The organism is Streptomyces mayteni (genome assembly GCF_054783955.1).
This window is the reverse complement of the sequence record NZ_BAAGPR010000064.1, coordinates 15,269-30,715: the sequence shown is the minus strand read 5'-3', so window position 1 is coordinate 30,715 and position 15,447 is coordinate 15,269. Positions and strand designations below refer to the sequence as shown.

Annotated in this window: 16 protein-coding genes; 5 read left to right on the top strand and 11 right to left on the bottom strand. The window is 73.6% G+C overall.

Translation table 11 applies throughout. From position 1 onward, the window contains the following. Positions 1-75 precede the first annotated feature (75 nt). Together yczE and ACYVPE_RS25215 are read left to right on the top strand one after the other, a co-directional pair. On the top strand, positions 76-702 hold the full coding sequence (yczE, locus tag ACYVPE_RS25220) for a membrane protein YczE (protein ID WP_461036004.1): 627 nt from the start codon (positions 76-78) through the stop codon (positions 700-702). 169 nt (positions 703-871) lie between these two features. Continuing rightward, a complete protein-coding gene (locus tag ACYVPE_RS25215; RefSeq protein WP_132818429.1) occupies positions 872-1,246 on the top strand; it encodes an RNA polymerase-binding protein RbpA in 375 nt (124 codons plus the stop codon). Positions 1,247-1,392: 146 nt separating this feature from the next. Here ACYVPE_RS25215 and fxsA read toward each other — a convergent pair whose 3' ends face one another. The 5 genes from fxsA to ACYVPE_RS25190 form a co-directional block, all read right to left on the bottom strand. Beyond that, entirely contained in the window at positions 1,393-1,980 is a 588-nt protein-coding gene (fxsA, locus tag ACYVPE_RS25210) for an FxsA family membrane protein (RefSeq protein WP_461035991.1), read from the bottom strand. Between the two features lie 47 nt (positions 1,981-2,027). Next, positions 2,028-2,909 (bottom strand): polyprenol monophosphomannose synthase, encoded by an 882-nt coding sequence (locus tag ACYVPE_RS25205; protein WP_461035990.1) that lies wholly within the window; start codon positions 2,907-2,909, stop codon positions 2,028-2,030. Continuing rightward, positions 2,906-4,609 carry an apolipoprotein N-acyltransferase gene (gene lnt / locus ACYVPE_RS25200; RefSeq protein ID WP_461035989.1) on the bottom strand — a complete coding sequence of 568 codons (1,704 nt, stop codon included), beginning with the start codon at positions 4,607-4,609 and terminating at the stop codon, positions 2,906-2,908. The genes ACYVPE_RS25205 and lnt overlap by 4 nt, the downstream gene beginning before the upstream one ends. Positions 4,610-5,074: 465 nt before the next feature. After that, a complete protein-coding gene (locus ACYVPE_RS25195) occupies positions 5,075-6,715 on the bottom strand; it encodes an amidohydrolase (protein ID WP_461035988.1) in 1,641 nt (546 codons plus the stop codon). Between the two features lie 56 nt (positions 6,716-6,771). After that, complete coding sequence (locus ACYVPE_RS25190) at positions 6,772-7,212, bottom strand: Lrp/AsnC family transcriptional regulator (RefSeq protein ID WP_461035987.1); 441 nt, start codon at positions 7,210-7,212, stop codon at positions 6,772-6,774. A 242-nt stretch (positions 7,213-7,454) separates the two neighbouring features. Between ACYVPE_RS25190 and ACYVPE_RS25185 the strand changes: the two genes are divergently transcribed. Then, a complete protein-coding gene (locus ACYVPE_RS25185; protein WP_461035986.1) occupies positions 7,455-7,817 on the top strand; it encodes a hypothetical protein in 363 nt (120 codons plus the stop codon). A 6-nt stretch (positions 7,818-7,823) separates the two neighbouring features. Here the strand turns inward: ACYVPE_RS25185 and ACYVPE_RS25180 are convergent, their stop codons facing one another. The 3 genes from ACYVPE_RS25180 to ACYVPE_RS25170 all read right to left on the bottom strand — a co-directional run bounded on the left by ACYVPE_RS25180 (position 7,824) and on the right by ACYVPE_RS25170 (position 10,964). Continuing rightward, positions 7,824-9,008, bottom strand: a complete 1,185-nt coding sequence (locus ACYVPE_RS25180) for an acyl-CoA dehydrogenase family protein (RefSeq protein WP_461035985.1) — start codon at positions 9,006-9,008, stop codon at positions 7,824-7,826. 106 nt (positions 9,009-9,114) lie between these two features. Next, positions 9,115-9,591 (bottom strand): cupin domain-containing protein, encoded by a 477-nt coding sequence (locus ACYVPE_RS25175; protein ID WP_461035984.1) that lies wholly within the window; start codon positions 9,589-9,591, stop codon positions 9,115-9,117. Continuing rightward, positions 9,588-10,964: a peptidase C39 family protein gene (locus tag ACYVPE_RS25170; RefSeq protein WP_461035983.1), complete on the bottom strand. Its 1,377-nt coding sequence runs from the start codon at positions 10,962-10,964 to the stop codon at positions 9,588-9,590. The genes ACYVPE_RS25175 and ACYVPE_RS25170 overlap by 4 nt, the downstream gene beginning before the upstream one ends. A gap of 192 nt (positions 10,965-11,156) precedes the next feature. Here ACYVPE_RS25170 and ACYVPE_RS25165 point away from each other — a divergent pair, with 192 nt between their 5' ends. Both ACYVPE_RS25165 and ACYVPE_RS25160 read left to right on the top strand, forming a co-directional pair. Then, positions 11,157-11,753 (top strand): uridine kinase family protein, encoded by a 597-nt coding sequence (locus ACYVPE_RS25165; protein ID WP_461035982.1) that lies wholly within the window; start codon positions 11,157-11,159, stop codon positions 11,751-11,753. Positions 11,754-11,804: 51 nt separating this feature from the next. Beyond that, positions 11,805-13,682 carry an AAA family ATPase gene (locus ACYVPE_RS25160; protein ID WP_461035981.1) on the top strand — a complete coding sequence of 626 codons (1,878 nt, stop codon included), beginning with the start codon at positions 11,805-11,807 and terminating at the stop codon, positions 13,680-13,682. A 34-nt stretch (positions 13,683-13,716) separates the two neighbouring features. Here ACYVPE_RS25160 and ACYVPE_RS25155 read toward each other — a convergent pair whose 3' ends face one another. From ACYVPE_RS25155 to ACYVPE_RS25145, 3 genes are all read right to left on the bottom strand, one after another. Next, positions 13,717-14,208, bottom strand: a complete 492-nt coding sequence (locus ACYVPE_RS25155) for a PH domain-containing protein (protein WP_461035980.1) — start codon at positions 14,206-14,208, stop codon at positions 13,717-13,719. A gap of 13 nt (positions 14,209-14,221) precedes the next feature. After that, positions 14,222-15,073 (bottom strand): ATP phosphoribosyltransferase, encoded by an 852-nt coding sequence (hisG, locus tag ACYVPE_RS25150; protein ID WP_461035979.1) that lies wholly within the window; start codon positions 15,071-15,073, stop codon positions 14,222-14,224. Between the two features lie 87 nt (positions 15,074-15,160). Further along, positions 15,161-15,433: a phosphoribosyl-ATP diphosphatase gene (locus ACYVPE_RS25145; RefSeq protein ID WP_461035978.1), complete on the bottom strand. Its 273-nt coding sequence runs from the start codon at positions 15,431-15,433 to the stop codon at positions 15,161-15,163. Positions 15,434-15,447: the final 14 nt, after the last annotated feature.

Genomic DNA, 15,447 nt, shown 5'->3' with positions numbered 1-15,447 from the left:
AGACCAGAAGTGAAGAAGCGACTGCCGCGCCGCCTCCTCCAGCTGTACGGCGGGCTCACCCTCTACGGGCTGAGCATGGCGTTGATGGTCCGGGCCGGGCTCGGGCTCGATCCCTGGGACGTGTTCCACCAGGGCATGTCCGAGCGCATCGGGCTCTCCATCGGCATGGTGGTGAACATCACGGGCGCGCTGGTGCTGTTGCTCTGGATCCCGCTACGGGAGCGCCCCGGTCTCGGCACCGTGTCGAACGTGCTGCTGATCGGGTCGACGATGGACGCGGCGCTGTCGCTGCTCCCCGAGATCACGGGGCTCGGGGCGCGCGTTCCGCTGATGCTGGGCGCGGTCGTGCTCAATGGCGCGGCCACGGGCCTCTACATATCGGCCAGGTTCGGCCCGGGGCCGCGGGACGGGCTGATGACCGCCCTGCACCGGGTCACCGGTCGGTCCATCCGGCTCATGCGCACGGGCCTCGAGGTGTCGGTGCTGGCCGCGGGCGTGCTGCTGGGCGGCACGGCGGGCGTCGGCACCGTGGTCTACGCCCTGGCCATCGGGCCGCTGGCGCAGTTCTTCCTGCGGGTCTTCGCGATCCGGGAGACGGAATCCGGAATGGATTTCGAGGAGCGGCCCCGGACGGGTATCCTTCGCTCTCGGTCCCGCCGGATGAGCCGTTACCCCGGGCCGTCATGTGCGGACGCCGGGTGACATATCCTGTTCAGATGTGACAAACCGGACGCCGGTGGGTACAAGAAGGGGCGGTACGACGGGCGACGCATGACCCGCAACGGGAATCTTCACCGCCGACCGGACGTTGACCTGATGATGACGACAGCGACACTTGTCCTGTGGGCGACAAGCCCGGGAGGCACGATTCATGAGTGAGCGAGCTCTTCGCGGCACGCGGCTCGTGGTGACCAGCTACGAGACGGACCGCGGCATCGACCTGGCGCCGCGGCAGGCGGTGGAGTACGCATGCCGAAATGGGCATCGGTTCGAGATGCCGTTCTCGGTGGAGGCCGAGATCCCGCCGGAGTGGGAATGCAAGGTATGCGGCTCCCAGGCCCTTTTGGTGGACGGCGAGGGACCGGAGGAGAAAAAGGCCAAGCCCGCGCGCACGCACTGGGACATGCTGATGGAGCGCCGCACCCGAGAGGAGCTTGAGGAGGTGCTGGCCGAGCGGTTGGCGGTCCTGCGCTCCGGCGCGATGAACATCGCGGTGCACCCGCGCGACAGCCGCAAGACGGCCTAGCCGTGCGGCACCACCGCTGAGCCCACGAGCAGACCAGGGGCACGGGTCACACAGCTGTGACCCGGCCCTTTTGTCTGCGTGTTCGTCCGCGTGGCTCTCGACGAGCGGCTGATCCGGAGCCGAGGGGTTCGCCCCTCGGCTCGGTCTCAGTCGTCCCCGCGGTCGCGGTTGCCCTTCGGGGCCTGGTCCTCGTCCTCGTCGGAGACCACCTCGCCCGGCACCACCCTGCCGTCGGGCCGCCGCACCCGCATCCGGTCCCTGGCGACCCTGGCCTCCCGGTAGGCCTCGCCCAGCGGGCCACCCCGCCGGCGCAGGTAGCGGGCGCCGCCCTTGCGCAGCAGCGCCGCGGTGGGCGGGAAGACGCAGAGCAGTCCGACCAGGTCGGACAGCAGCCCGGGCACCATCAGCAGCAGGCCGCCCAGCATGGCGAGGCCGTTGCCGCCGCGGTCGTCCGCGGGTGCGCCCTCCGGGCGCAGGCTGGCCGCGAGCCGCTGCCAGGCCCGGCTGCCGGCGCGCTTGATCACCACGCCGCCGAGCAGGAATCCGGCGACCAGCACCAGGAAGATGACGAGCCCACCGGTGATGTCGCCGAGCAGGATCAGCAGATAGATCTCCAGCAACGCCCAGGCCGCCACGGCGAGCGGCAGCAGCGGCAGCGCGCGGCGACGCCTGCGGACGGGACGGACGCTGGTGGCGCCCTGGTTGCCATACGGGTTCGGCCTGCCGGTCGTCATGGGTCAAGTGTGCCTGGCCGGGGCGCCTTCCCGAAACGCTCCGGGCCTTAGGCCCTGTCCCGGCGACCTTCTTCGGGCCCGCGCCGCCAGCTACGGCACCTCGCTGCGTTACCGAATCGCGCGAATACGGCCAAGTATGAGCTGCGATCCGGCGCCTTGCGATCCACCGCATCTGACGACGCGGGCTGATCCTCGAAGACCGCCGGGACAGGACCTAGCCGCGCGGCGACCCCCCAGGCCGTGACGCGCCACAGCGCCTCGAACACGATCTCCCGGCTCATCTTGGAGTCGCCCTCGCTCCGCTCCACGAAGGTGATCGGCACCTCGACCACCCGGTAGCCGGCCCGCACCGCGCGGTGGGCCAGGTCGACCTGGAAGCAGTAACCCTGCGACGCCACCTCGGTGAGCAGCCGGCCCTCGAGCACCCGTCGGTGGAACGCCCGGAAGCCGCCGGTCACGTCCCTGAGCGGCAGCCCGAGCAGCAGCCGGGAGTAGCGGCTGCCGCCGCGGGACAGCAGCTCGCGGTGCTTGGGCCAGTGCACCACCCGGCCGCCTGGCACCCAGCGGGAGCCGATCGCCAGGTCGGCGCCGCGCAGCGCGGTCAGCAGCCGGGACAGCTCCTCGGGTTGGTGGGAGCCGTCGCCGTCCATCTCCACCAGCACGTCGTAGTCGCGGGCCAGTCCCCAGCGGAAGCCGGCCAGATAGGCGGCGCCGAGACCCTCCTTGCCCGGCCGGTGCAGCACGTGCACGGCGGGGTCGGCCGCGGCGATCTCGTCCGCGATCTTGCCGGTGCCGTCCGGGCTGTCGTCGTCGGCCACCAGCACGTCGCAGTCGGGTCGGGCGGCGCGCAGCCGGGCGATCAGCGGGGCGAGGGTGGCGGCCTCGTTGTAGGTCGGGATGATCACCAGCACCCGGCCGGGCGGCGTCACCCGCGGCGGCCCTTGCGCTCCAGACGGGCCCGCACCACGACCAGGGCGCAGGCGGCGAGCCCGGCGCCGGCCAGGATCCACTCGGGAGCCGCGCCGATCCGGTCGGCGACGGTCCTGCCGTCCCGCAGCGGCAGCTCGGTGGTCAGCACGTCCTGGGTGAACTCCTCGGTCCGCTGCTCGATCCGGCCGTCCGGGGCGACGACGGCGCTGATGCCGCTGGTGGCCGCGGTGATGATGGCCCGGCCGTGCTCCACGGCCCGCAGCCGGGACATGGCCAGCTGCTGCTCCGGCTGGCCGGTGTTGCCGTAGGTGGCGTTGTTGGTCTGCACGACCAGGGCCCGGGCGCCGTCGTTGACGGTGTCCCTGACGATGCCGTCGTAGGCCACCTCGAAGCAGATGACGTCCCCGAGGCGGGCCGGGCCGACGTCGAGGACGCCGGTGTGGTCGCCGGGGTAGAAGTCGCGGGGCACCCGCTCCAGGCGGCTGATGAAGGTGCTCAGCTGCTCGCGGAAGGGCACGTACTCGCCGAACGGCACCGGGTGCTGCTTGGTGTAGGAGTCGCCCGGGCCGGTCTCCGGGTCCCAGACGATGCCCTGGTTCTCGACGTAGCCGTCCCGGGTGGGGTGGTCGACCAGGGCGCCCACCAGGATGGGCACGCCCACCGCCTGGACGGCGCGCTCGATGGCGACGCGCGCCTCGCTGCTCTGGTAGGGGTCGAGATCGGAGGCGTTTTCCGGCCAGATCACGAGATCGGGTCGTTCGACGCGCCCGGCGTCGATGTCGGCGGCCAGTTCGAGCGTCGCGTCGACGTGGTTGTTGAGGATCAGCATCGGGCGGCCGAGGAAGTCCATGCCGGGCTGCTGCACGTTGCCCTGGACCACGGCGACCGAGACGGTGTCGTCGGCGCCGGTGGGCACCGGCACGGCGTAGCCGACGGCGGCGACCGCCGCGGCCAGGCCGACCGCCCCGACGACCGGCAGCTGGGCCCGGGGGCCGGGCGGCGGCTCCTCGGCGTCGCGCCGCCTGGCCCGGAGCAGCCGCACCGCGGCCCAGGCCAGCAGGGCACCGCTCAGCGCGACGGCGAAGGTGACCAGCGGGGCGCCGCCGAGCGCGGCCAGCGGCGTGAACGGGGTGGCGGTGTTGGCGAAGGCCAGCCGGCCCCAGGGGAAGCCGCCGAACGGGATCCGGTCCCGCGCCCACTCCTGGGCCACCCAGAGGCAGGCCGTCCACAGCGGCCAGAGCGGCAGCCGCGAGGTGCGGGCGAGCCCGGCGCCCATCGCGACCAGGAACAGCGACTCCACGAGCGCCAGGCCGATGGTGACGTCCCAGCCGATGACCCGCAGCCAGCTCAGCAGCAGCAGGAAGAACGGCCAGCCGAAGGCCAGGCCGAGCCAGGCGCCCTGCCGGCCGGTCCTGTTGTGCGTCAGCAGCGAGAACGCGGCCACCGCGAGCACCGAGAGCGGCCACAGGTCGAACGGCGGGAAGGACAGCGCGAGGGCGAGGCCGGCCACCAGGGCCTCCACCCCGGCCCGCCAGTGCCGCCGGCCGCCGCCGGCGAGCCGCCGCAGCCGACCGGGGCGGCGGGGCGCGGCGGGGGTGGTGCCGGTCTCCGCGACGGCGGTCGCGGCGCGGGGTGGAGCACCGTCCTGACCTGGGCCGTCGGTCTCACGGCTCGTCGTCGTGTCTGGGCCCGATGGCACGGTCGTGGCCTCTCTGCTGAGCGGGCGATGATGAATGACCGTACCCCGAAAGAGCGATCAGCGGCGGATCGGGACCCGGCGCCCTTCGGTCCGACCCGGGACCCGCTGGCTGCGGGTCGACCGAAAGCCGTTGTCTACTGAGCGTCCGGGCCCCGCCCGGGTCGCACCAGCCGGACGGACGAAGCCTTCCGCCCCCGTGCCGCGGACCCGCTGGACCTGGCTCCCGCTGGCGAAGCGCCGGTCCGGCACCCCGCCCTCTGGCCCAGCGGCGTTCGTCGACTGCGCGGAGGAGCGCCGACCGGACGTCCTGTGGTGGACCCGGCCGAACCTACCCCTCGACGACCGCCGCCTGTCAACAGCACTCCCACCTGCGCGTCTTCCTCAAAGGGCCAGGTCAGTGCGGAGTGGGTGCGGAAGTTCGACAGGCGGAGCGCACATCGTTCGGCGGTATCGAGGGGCGCCGGATCACTCGTTCAGCCGGTCGTATACCGTGCGGCCGGCGACCACGGTGCGCAGGCACTCGGGCAGCGGCGCCCCGGGGCTGAGGTCCGGCAGTCCAGGCGTGCCGGAGCGGGGGTCGGTGGACCAGCGGACGATCCGGGTGTCGGGGGCCTGGACGATCAGCTCGTCGGTGCGCCAGATCGCGTAGTCGGCTGGCGCGCCGGGCACCAGCACGCCGGCGTCGTCGCGGCCGACGGCCCGCCAGCCTCCCCTGGTGTGGGCGGCGAAGGCGGCGCGCACCGAGATCCGGTGCCGCTCGGTCCGGTGGAAGGCGGCGGCCCGCAGGGCGCCCCACGGGTCGAGCGGGGTGACCGGCGCGTCCGAGCCGAAGGCGAGGGGGACGCCGGCCCGCAGCAGGGCGGCGAACGGGTTGAGCGCGGCGGCGCGCTCGGCGCCGAGCCGGCGCGCGTACATGCCGTCGGGGCCGCCCCAGGCGGCGTCGAACGCGGGCTGCACGGAGGCCGTCATGGCCAGGTCGGCCAGCGCCTCGACGGACCGCTCGGTGAGCAGTTCGGCGTGCTCCACGCGGTGCCGCAGCGCGCGGACCCGGTCGAGGCCGACCCGCTCGGCCGCGGCGCGCATGCCCGCCACGACGCCGTCGATCGCGGCGTCGCCGATGGCGTGGAAGCCGGCCTGGAGCCCGGCCTCTGTGCAGGTGGCGACGTGGAGCGCCACCTCGTCGACGGTCAGGTGCTCGGCGCCCGTGTGGTCGGCGTCGGCGTACGGCTGCCGCAGGTGGGCGGTGTGCGAGCCGAGGGAGCCGTCGACGAACAGGTCGCCGCCGGCGCCGACGACGCCGAGTTCGCGGATGGCCTCGGCCTCCTTGAGGTCGGTGACCAGGGCGCCCCAGTAGCCGAAGACCCGCGGTCCCGGTTCGGCGGCCGCCAGCGCGAGCAGCCCGGTGAGGTCGTCCTCGCTGGAGATGTCGGGGCCGCCGCACTCGTGCAGCGAGCCGATGCCCAGGGACGCGGCGTGCCGCAGCGCGGCCCGCTGCGCCGCGGTGCGCTGGGCGGTGGAGACGGTGGCGTGCGCGGCGCGGCGCGCGGCGTGGTGGGCGTCGGTGGTGAGCGGGCCCTCCGGGGCGTAGCCGCGGAGCCCGGTGATGCCGGGGATCCGCCGCAGCAGCGCGGTGGTGACGAGCGCCGAGTGCACGTCGACGCGGCTCAGATAGAGGGGACGGCCGCCGGCGGCCTCGTCCAGCTCGGCGCGGGTCGGGGTGCGCCGCTCCGGCCAGCGGGCGGCGTCCCAGCCGTGGCCGAGCAGCACGCCGTCCGGGGGCGCGGTCGCGGCGTGGGCGCGGATCAGCGCGAGGGCGGCCGGCAGGTCGGCGGCGGCGGCCAGGTCGAGCCCGGTGAGGGCGAGCCCGGTGCTGGTGGCGTGCTGATGGGCGTCGGTGAAGGCGGGGGTGACCAGCGCCCCGTCGAGGTCCACGATCTCGTCGGCGGTGGCGGCCACCGAGTCCGCGGCGCTCTCCGAGCCGATCCAGGCGACGCGGTCCCCCTGGACGGCGATGGCCGTGGCGAAGGGGTCGGCTGGGCTGTGGACCTCGCCGCGGCGCAGCAGGACGGTGCGCGGCGGGTCGTGCGGGGCGGTGCTCTCGGTCATGCCCCAAGTCTCCCGGCTCGGCGCGGCCCGCCTGGCGCGGGGTGCCGGTGACCGGGTCAGACGTGCGGCGGCCGCGCCTCGTAGGGGGTGGAGAGGACGACGGTGGTCCGGGTGGAGACGCCGGCCAGCGTGCGGATCCTGGCCAGCAGGTGCTCCAGGTCGGCGGGGGCGGCCACCCTGACCTTGAGGATGTAGTTCTCGTCGCCCGCGACGCTGTGGCACGCCTCGATCTCGGCCACCCCGGCGAGCCGCTCCGCGATGTCGTCGGGGGCGCTGGGGTCGAACGGCTTCACTGAGATGAACGCGGTGAGCGGCAGGCCGACCGCCTCGGGCGAGACGATGGCGGCGTAGCCGCGGATCACGCCGCGCTGTTCGAGGCGCCGCACCCGCTGGTGGACGGCCGAGGTGGAAAGGCCGGTGGCCTTGCCCAGGTCGGTGTAGCTCATCCGCCCGTCCTTGACGAGCAGTTCCACGATGCGCCGGTCCAGTTCCTCCACGGTCCGTAACCTACCTGGATCCGGGCGCGGGGGCCTCCGCGCGACGCCCGGGGAAAGAACCGGGGACAGTTCCACAACAGTTGTGTGACGAACGACACAAACACGCGTCCACCTGCGGTTCGTCTTCACGATTATTCGTCGAAAGGGGCGGGAAGTGCTTGCTGTGGCCAACGCCGCTGCGCCGTCCTAGGGGGATGTACATGCGCTCAGTGAAGCCACTCCGTTCCGAACCATCCGGCGGAATGCCGGAGTTCGAGGACGACGACCAGGACTTCGAGGACGATCGGGCCGACGCCGATCTGTTCCGCGTCGTCTGCCCCGACTGCTCGCGGCCGATCGCCCTGGAGGGCCTGGGCGAGCCGCTGCCGCAGCACGCGCTCTGCCCGAAGCCGTGGAATCCGTTCGGGCTGACCATCTGCCCCGGCTCGGGGCGGCTCGCCGCCGAGGACGGGCTGACTCCCGTGCCGCTGGCGAGCATTCACCCGGAGAGCGCCGTCGTGGCGCTGCCCGAGGGCCTCGACTGGCGGCTCCAGCCGTTCTCCCACGCCGCCGGCCCCGGCAGCCGACCGGCCACCGGGGTGCGGACGATGGAGCGCGCCGCCTGACCGACCTCAGCGTTCCTCGGGGCCGACGAGGTGCCGGGCGATGACCGCGCGCTGGATCTGGTTGGTGCCCTCCACGATCTGGAGCACCTTCGCCTCCCGCAGATAGCGCTCGACGGGGAAGTCGGCCGTGTAGCCGTAGCCGCCGAGCAGTTGCACGGCGTCCGTGGTGACGCGCATGGCCAGGTCGGTGCAGAACAGCTTGGCCATCGCCGCCTGTTGACCGAACGGCTCGCCGGCGTCCCGCAGCCGGGCGGCGGTCAGGTAGAGCGCGCGCCCGGCCTCGATCCCGGTGGCCATGTCGGCCAGCGTGAACCGCAGCCCCTGGAAGTCGGCGACGGGCCGGCCGAACTGCCGCCTGGCCGTGGTGAACGCCACGGCCTCGTCGAGCGCGGCCTGGGCCACGCCCACCGCGCAGGCGGCGATGCCGAGCCGGCCGGAGTCCAGGGCGGCCATCGCTATGGCGAAGCCCTGCCCCTCCTCGCCGATGCGGCGTGCGTCGGCGATCCGCACCTCGTCGAAGTGCAGTTGGGCGGTGGGCGATCCGCCCATCCCCATCTTCCGCTCGGGCGGGGCCGCGGAGAGCCCCTGGGCGCCACCGGGTACCAGGAACGCCGTGACGCCGTGGGGGCCCTCGCCGCCGGTGCGGGCCAGCACGGTGTAGAAGTCGGCGATCCCGCCGTGGGTGATCCAGGCCTTGGTGCCCGTCAGCACCCAGTCGTCGCCCTCCCGCCTGGCCCTGGTGCGCAGGCTGGCGGCGTCGGAGCCCGACTGGGGCTCGGAGAGGCAGTAGGCGCCGAGCTGCCCGCCGCCGAGCATCTGCGGCAGGTGCCAGGAACGCTGCTCCGCCGTGCCGTAGCCGGCCAGGGCGTGGCAGGCGAGGGTGTGGACGCTGATGCCGAGCGCCACCGTGAGCCGGGCCGCGCCGAGCTCCTCGAGCACCTGGAGGTACACCTCGTACGGCTGGTCGCCGCCCCCGTACTCCTCGGGGTAGGGCAGGGCCAGCAGCCCGGTGGCGGAGAGCCGGGAGAACAGCTCGCGGGGGAAGATCCCGGCGGCCTCCTCGTCGGCGGCCGTCGGCCGGATCTCCCGTCGGATCAACTCCCGGACCAGGCCGAGCAGTTCACGGGACTCTGGGGCGGGCATCCGGCGCCGCACGGGCGTCGGGGCCGGCGGGTGTTCGGCGAGGGTCATCGCGCTTCCTCCTGCGGGTGTCGGCAGGTGACGTGCCGGGCCGCCGGGTTTCGGCGGCCCACGTCGGGTTGCGTGTGGGTGGTCGGACCGGGATGGTAGCCGACCGTCAGCCGCCCGCGTCGCAGCCGGGATCCTCGGCGTCGACTGCCAGCGGGCTTCCCTCGGGCACGAAGTAGGTCGCGTAGAGAACGACGGGCTCCGTCCCCAGGTTGCGCCCGACGTGCACGTGCTCGGCGCCGGCTGGCTCGAGGACGGTCTCGCCGGCCGACGAGACCTCGACCGTGCAGTCGTCGAGGGTGCGGGTGAGGGTGCCGGAGGCCACGATCGCCAGCAGCCGGCCCGGGTGGTAGTGCCAGCCGGTCGAGCCGCCGGGCGCCACGGTGATCACCCGCGTCGTGACGTCGGTGGGGCCCGAGGTGGTGAGGTCGAGGGCACCGGCCGAGGTGCCGGTGGCCAGGGTCTCGGCGGTCACCCCCTCACCCGGCGTGGCCGCGGCCGCGCCCGGCACCAGGGCCAGGGCGGCCACGACGGCGGCGGCGAGCAGTCCGTGCCGGAGCGGCGCCCGCCGCCGGCCGGTCGTCACCTGACGCCCACGCAGGCCAGCGCGCGCCGCTGCGCGGCCGTCGGCGCGGCCGGGAAGTAGAGGTAGCAGACGCCGCCGCTGCCGCCGCGCACCACGCCGTTGGCGTCGTAGCGCTTGGTCCGCAGCCAGACGTTCTCGAACTGCCGGCGCTGGTAGACCCGGCGCACGCCGGCGTTGTCGTCGGCGTTGGGGTCGTTGGCGACGACGTCGCCCCCGGCGGTGAAGCCGATCACCGTCATCAGGTGGCCCGAGGTGCCGTAGCCGACGCCGTCGAGGTCGCTGGCGATGAAGGACTGGGACGTTATCACCGGGATGCCGGCCGCGATCAGCCGCTCGGCGTCGTCGAGGGTGGCGATCCTGGTGACCACGCCCTGCATGTCGCGGTAGGTGGCCGCATAGGCCGCGTTGAAGGGCCAGTTGCCGCAGCCGCCGTACTGGTAGTCGTAGGTCTGGCGGGCGGCGTGGCAGACCTGGGGGTCGCTGAACTCCGGGTCGACCCAGGCCAGTTGCTCGGCGGTGGGGCGGCGGCCCCAGGACTCGATGATCATCTGGGACGAGGTGGGGCTGCACCACGCCTGACCGCCGTTGTCGTACTCCGGGTACCGGCCGATGTGGACGTTCTGCGAGTAGCTCGGCACGGTCAGCTCGACGCCGGCCGCGACGCCGGGCGTGCTGGCCGGCACCTCGAAGCGGTCGGGCACGGCTGAGGTCATCGCGCCCACCCGCCAGACCTTCGGGGTCGCCCCGCCGCCCGGCCGCCGGTAGAGCGTCAGCCGAAGCCGGTAGGTGGCCAGGCGCAGCCCGCTGGCCGCGTCGTCGATGGCGAAGGTGTCGGTCCACACGGTGGACTTGCCGTCCTCCTGGTCGTCGACCGAGGTGCGGCGGATGTCGGCGTCGCCGGCGGCCCAGACGCCCAGGGTGTACCAGGGGGTGTCGGAGCCGTCCGAGTAGCGGCCGGCCATCTCGATCCGGACGAAGGTGCCGGCGGGTGTGTCGGCGTTCCAGGAGGCGATCAGCTCGGTCGCCTGCGTGGCCGCGCGGTGCGTCGGGGAGAGCCAGGTGGCGTACTCGTAGGCCCTGGTGGTGCCGGTGTGCGGGTCGGTGTAGTCGACGGTGCCGACAGCCCGGGAGAGCACCACGCCGGCGCGGCCCGTGGAGACCACGGAGACGCCCTGGGCGGTGCCCGACGACCAGTCGGCCGCGGTGACCCAGCCCCGGTACTCGATGCTGGACTCCGGCTCCGCGCGCCGGCCGCGGCGCTCGGGTCCCGAGGGGGCGGCGGCGGTGGCGGAACCGGTGGTGAGGCTGGCGGTGGTGCCGACCGCCGCCGCGACGGCGGCGGCGAGGACGGTTCGGCGTGGCGTCGTGGTCACGTGCTTGTCTCCCGGGGTCGTCTCCGAACGGCTGCGGAACGCGGTGAGTCAGGCGCTACAGGTCACCACTATCGTGCGTGCGCGCCGCCACGGCCAGTAATCCGCACACGAACGCGCGGAGCGATATTGGTGTCGACCTGTGACGCCGGAGCCGCCCACACCTCCGGGGCGGCCTTCGTTAGGCTTTCCGTGATGATCTCCCCCGCCCCCCACGAGTCGGACGCGCGCGCCGGGCTCGACCGGCTCGCCGCCAGGCTGTCCGCCCTGCCGCCGAGCTGCGGCCGGACGCGGCTGGTGGCGATCGACGGCCACGCGGGCTCCGGCAAGAGCACCCTGGCCGGCCGGCTCGCCACGGCACTCGGCGGCGCCCCCGTGGTGCGACTCGACGACCTCGCCAGCCACGAGGCGTTCTTCGACTGGACCGACCGGCTCACCGCCGGGGTGCTCGACCCGCTGTCCCGCGACGAGCCGGCCGGCTACCAGGCGTACGACTGGGAGCGGCGGGCGTTCACCCGCGCCGTGTCGTTCCCGCCGGCACCCGTGGTGCTGCTCGAAGGAGTGGGCGCGGGCCGGCGGGCGGTGCGGCCCCACCTGGCGTTCCTGGTCTGGCTCCGGGTGCCGGCGGAGACCGCCTGGGCCCGCGGGCGCGAGCGGGACGGTCCCGAACTGGCCGGATTCTGGCGGGATTGGGTCGTCGCGGAGCGTCGGCACTTCGCCGAAGATCCGTCGGAGCCCCATGCGGATATCCTGATGAGACCGAGGGGTGACAGCTACGATGCCTGCGAGTGAGGCCCTCCGGGCACTGGGCGCAGGCAGCGGTAACCCGTTGTGGGGGTCGTCATGAACGCTGGCACGCGTGGTGCGCACGGGCCGCCGAGCGGGGCGGACCTGGCCTGGCTGCGAGGGGTGGACGCCTACACGGCCGCGGCCTATCCGGAGGCCGAGGAGGAGTTCCGGGTGGCGGTCCGCGAGGACCCGGGGATGGCGGACGCCTGGCTCGGGCTGCACGCGCTGCGCAGCGAGGTGCCGGCCGCGCTCCGCCAGATGTTCCGCAACCGGGGCCGCTTCGGCGAGCAACGCGCCCGCCACCGGCGCCCGTTAAGTTCCTGGTACTGGCTCGGCTGGTGGGTGCAGCCGGTGCTCGAGACCGAGCGCGACCTGTTACTCGCGCACGCCTCACAGCTGCTCGACGGCCGCCGGATGGCCGAGTTGGACCAGGCGCTGGCCCAGTGCCCGGCGCCGGAGAGCGACCCGTTCGCGCGCTTCCTGCACGCCTGCCGGTGCTACCTCTCCAAGGACTGGGAGGGGCTCTACCGGTACACGGCGAACCTCACCGACGATCCCCAACTGGGCGTGGAGGCCGGCCTGTTCGCCGGGATGGCGCGGGTCAGGCTGGAGATGTTCGACCAGGCGGAGCCGCTGCTCACGGCCGCGCTGATGCGCTGCCGCAGCGAGCAGCCGCAGCGCAAGGAGCTGCGGTACTGGCTGGCCAGGGCCCGGGAGGGCAGCGGGCGCAGCGCGGCGGCGATACCGCTCTACCGCGCGGTGCACGAGGCGGATCCGGAGTTCATGGACACGGCGGTGCGGCTGACCGCGCTCGGCGTCGAGGACCCGGAGATCGCCCACTTCACCGGTGCCTCGGGCGAGTTGCTGACCGGGCCGCTGCCTGCGGGGCTGCGCGGCGGTCTCGAGGCGCTCCAGGAGGACGGCGGCCCTGGCCGGCGGGTGCCGTCGCCCACCCCGCCGCCCGGCGGCGACCGCCCGGCCGGGGCGGCCCCCTGGTCAGGACCGGTGCACGCCCACGCGAGCCCCGGGGTGGCGGTGACCGGCGGGGCGCCGCCGGCGCCGGATCCCACGCTGCTGGCCAGCACGCTGGCCGAGCTCGACCGGATGGTCGGCCTCGAGCCGGTGAAGGAGCAGGTGCGGGCGATGTCGGCGCAGCTGCGGATGGCGCGGCTGCGCTCAGGACAGGGGCTGCCGGTGCAGCCGCCGAAGCGGCACTTCGTGTTCTCCGGCCCCTCGGGCACCGGCAAGACCACGGTGGCGCGGATCCTCGGCCGGGTGTTCCACGCGCTCGGCCTGCTCAGCCACGACCGGCTGGTGGAGGCCCAACGGGCCGATCTGGTCGGGGAGTTCCTGGGTCAGACGGCGGTCAAGGCGAACCGGCTGATCGACTCGGCGCTTGGTGGGGTGCTGTTCATCGACGAGGCGTACAGCCTGGTGCACTCCGGCTACAGCAAGGGCGACGCGTACGGCGACGAGGCCTTGCAGGTGCTGCTGAAGCGGGCCGAGGACAGCCGGGAGCACCTGGTGGTGATCCTCGCCGGCTATCCGGCCGGGATGGACCGGCTGTTGGCCGCCAACCCGGGGCTCGGCTCGCGGTTCGCCGCCCGGGTGGAGTTCCCCAGCTACTCCCCCAGGGAGCTCACGGCCATCGGCGGGTTGCTGGCCGAGGAGCACGGGGACGTCTGGGACGCCGAGGCGTTGGACGAACTGCGCAGCATCTCCCTGCACGTGGTGGACGAGGGCTGGATCGACGAGTTGGGCAACGGCCGTTTCCTGCGCACGCTCTACGAGTCGGCCTGCGCCTTCCGCGACGTGCGGCTCTCGGAGTCGGGGGCGTCGCCGACCAGGCAGGAGCTGGCCACGCTGCGGCTCTCCGACCTGATGCAGGCGTACGGCGAGGTGCTGTCGTCCCGCGGTATCCCCCGGGACTGACGGCCTGAAGGGCCGCCGCCTCGTCGGCGGCGGCTCAGTGGTCGGCGGTGCCGTGGGCCTCGGCCAACGCGCGGAGCGCCTTCGCGTCGGCCAGCGCCCGCTGCCGGGAGACGCCGGGCTGGATGGCCATCACGGCCAGCACGGTGCCGTCCGCCAGGTCGAGCGAGACCCAGGGGTCGCCCGGCCGCAGGGTGACCCGCACGATCTGGGCCCAGGCGAGCCGCCGCTTGGTGGTGAGGTTGACGACGGTGAGGCCCTCGGCGTCCGCGGTGGCCCGCGGCCGGCTGAGCAGGGCCGTCACGCCGAACACCGCGGCGCCGCTGGCGACGAGCGAGGCCCGGTCGCTGAGGGTGCCGGTGGCCGTCAGGCCCTCCGGCAGCAGCAGGGCGATCAGCAGCAGCACGCCGAACACGACGGCGCCGATGGTCAACAGCACGATCCTGGTCAACACCGGCCGGAAGGTGACCGGCAGCGCCGGCACCGCCCCGGCCTGGGAGGCGGCGCTCTCGCCGGTCTCGCTCGTCATGCCGGCTCCCGGGTCAGAGGCGGGCGGCGTGGATGCCGGTGGTCAGGATGGCGCGGGCGCCCAGGTCGTACAGCTCGTCCATGATCCGCTGCGCGTCCTGGACGGGGACCATGGAGCGGACCGCGACCCAGCCCTCGTCGTGCAGCGGGGAGACAGTGGGCGACTCGAGCCCGGGGGTGAGCGACACCGCCTTGTCCACCAGCTCGGCCTTGATGTCGTAGTCCATCATCACGTAGCGGCGGGCGACCAGCACCCCCTGGAGGCGGCGCAGGAACTGGCGGACCTTGGGGTCCTCGTCGCCGTCCTCGCCGGTGCGCCTGATGACGACCGCCTCGGACTCCAGGATCGGCTCCCCGATGATCTCCAGGCCCGCGTTGCGGAGGGTGGTGCCGGTCTCCACGACGTCCGCGATGACCTCGGCGACGCCCAGCTGGATGGCGGTCTCGACGGCGCCGTCGAGGTGGACCACCGAGGCGTCCACGCCGTGCTCGGCGAGGTGCGCGCTGACCACGCCGGCGAAGGAGGTGGCGATGGACAGGCCGCCGAACTCCCGGACGTCGCCCACGGTTCCCGGCCTGGTGGCGTAGCGCAGGGTGGAGGCGGCGAAGCCGAGCCGCATGATCTCCTCGGCCTCGGCGCCCGAGTCGAGCAGCAGGTCGCGGCCTGTGACGCCGATGTCCAGCTTCCCTGAGCCGACGTAGATGGCGATGTCGCGCGGCCGCAGGTAGAAGAACTCGACCTGGTTCTCGGCGTCGATCAACACCAGCTCGCGGCGGTCCTTGCGCTGCCGGTAGCCGGCCTCATGGAGCATGGCCGCCGCGGGCTCGGAGAGCGACCCCTTGTTGGGAACGGCGATGCGCAGCATGGGACGGGCTTCCTTCGTGCGAGGAGTGACGAGCGGTGTGAGAGGACGGGGGTCGGCGGGCGCCTGGGGCGCGCGCCGACGGAGGTGTCAGAGGTGAGCGTATACGTCGGAGAGCGAGATCCCGCAGGCGACCATCATCACCTGGAGGTGGTAGAGCAGCTGCGAGATCTCCTCGGCGGTGCGGTCGGCGCTCTCGTGCTCGGCGGCCATCCACACCTCCGCGGCCTCCTCGACGACCTTCTTGCCGATGGCGTGCACCCCCGAGCCGAGCAGTTCCGCGGTGCGGGAGGTGGCTGGGTCGCCTTCGGCGGCCTTCTGCTGGAGCTCGGCGAAGAGCTCGTCGAATGTCTTGTTGGCCATGGTGTTCTTACCCT

What these genes read in the sequence shown, in the direction of transcription:
- ACYVPE_RS25155 (WP_461035980.1), bottom strand. Translation starts at nt 14,208, where the DNA reads ATGACGAGCGAGACCGGCGAGAGCGCCGCCTCCCAGGCCGGGGCGGTG.
- ACYVPE_RS25165 (WP_461035982.1), top strand. Translation starts at nt 11,157, where the DNA reads ATGATCTCCCCCGCCCCCCACGAGTCGGACGCGCGCGCCGGGCTCGAC.
- ACYVPE_RS25215 (WP_132818429.1), top strand. Translation starts at nt 872, where the DNA reads ATGAGTGAGCGAGCTCTTCGCGGCACGCGGCTCGTGGTGACCAGCTAC.
- ACYVPE_RS25195 (WP_461035988.1), bottom strand. Translation starts at nt 6,715, where the DNA reads ATGACCGAGAGCACCGCCCCGCACGACCCGCCGCGCACCGTCCTGCTG.
- ACYVPE_RS25145 (WP_461035978.1), bottom strand. Translation starts at nt 15,433, where the DNA reads ATGGCCAACAAGACATTCGACGAGCTCTTCGCCGAGCTCCAGCAGAAG.
- hisG (WP_461035979.1), bottom strand. Translation starts at nt 15,073, where the DNA reads ATGCTGCGCATCGCCGTTCCCAACAAGGGGTCGCTCTCCGAGCCCGCG.
- fxsA (WP_461035991.1), bottom strand. Translation starts at nt 1,980, where the DNA reads ATGACGACCGGCAGGCCGAACCCGTATGGCAACCAGGGCGCCACCAGC.
- ACYVPE_RS25160 (WP_461035981.1), top strand. Translation starts at nt 11,805, where the DNA reads ATGAACGCTGGCACGCGTGGTGCGCACGGGCCGCCGAGCGGGGCGGAC.
- ACYVPE_RS25180 (WP_461035985.1), bottom strand. Translation starts at nt 9,008, where the DNA reads ATGACCCTCGCCGAACACCCGCCGGCCCCGACGCCCGTGCGGCGCCGG.
- ACYVPE_RS25185 (WP_461035986.1), top strand. Translation starts at nt 7,455, where the DNA reads ATGCCGGAGTTCGAGGACGACGACCAGGACTTCGAGGACGATCGGGCC.
- yczE (WP_461036004.1), top strand. Translation starts at nt 76, where the DNA reads ATGGCGTTGATGGTCCGGGCCGGGCTCGGGCTCGATCCCTGGGACGTG.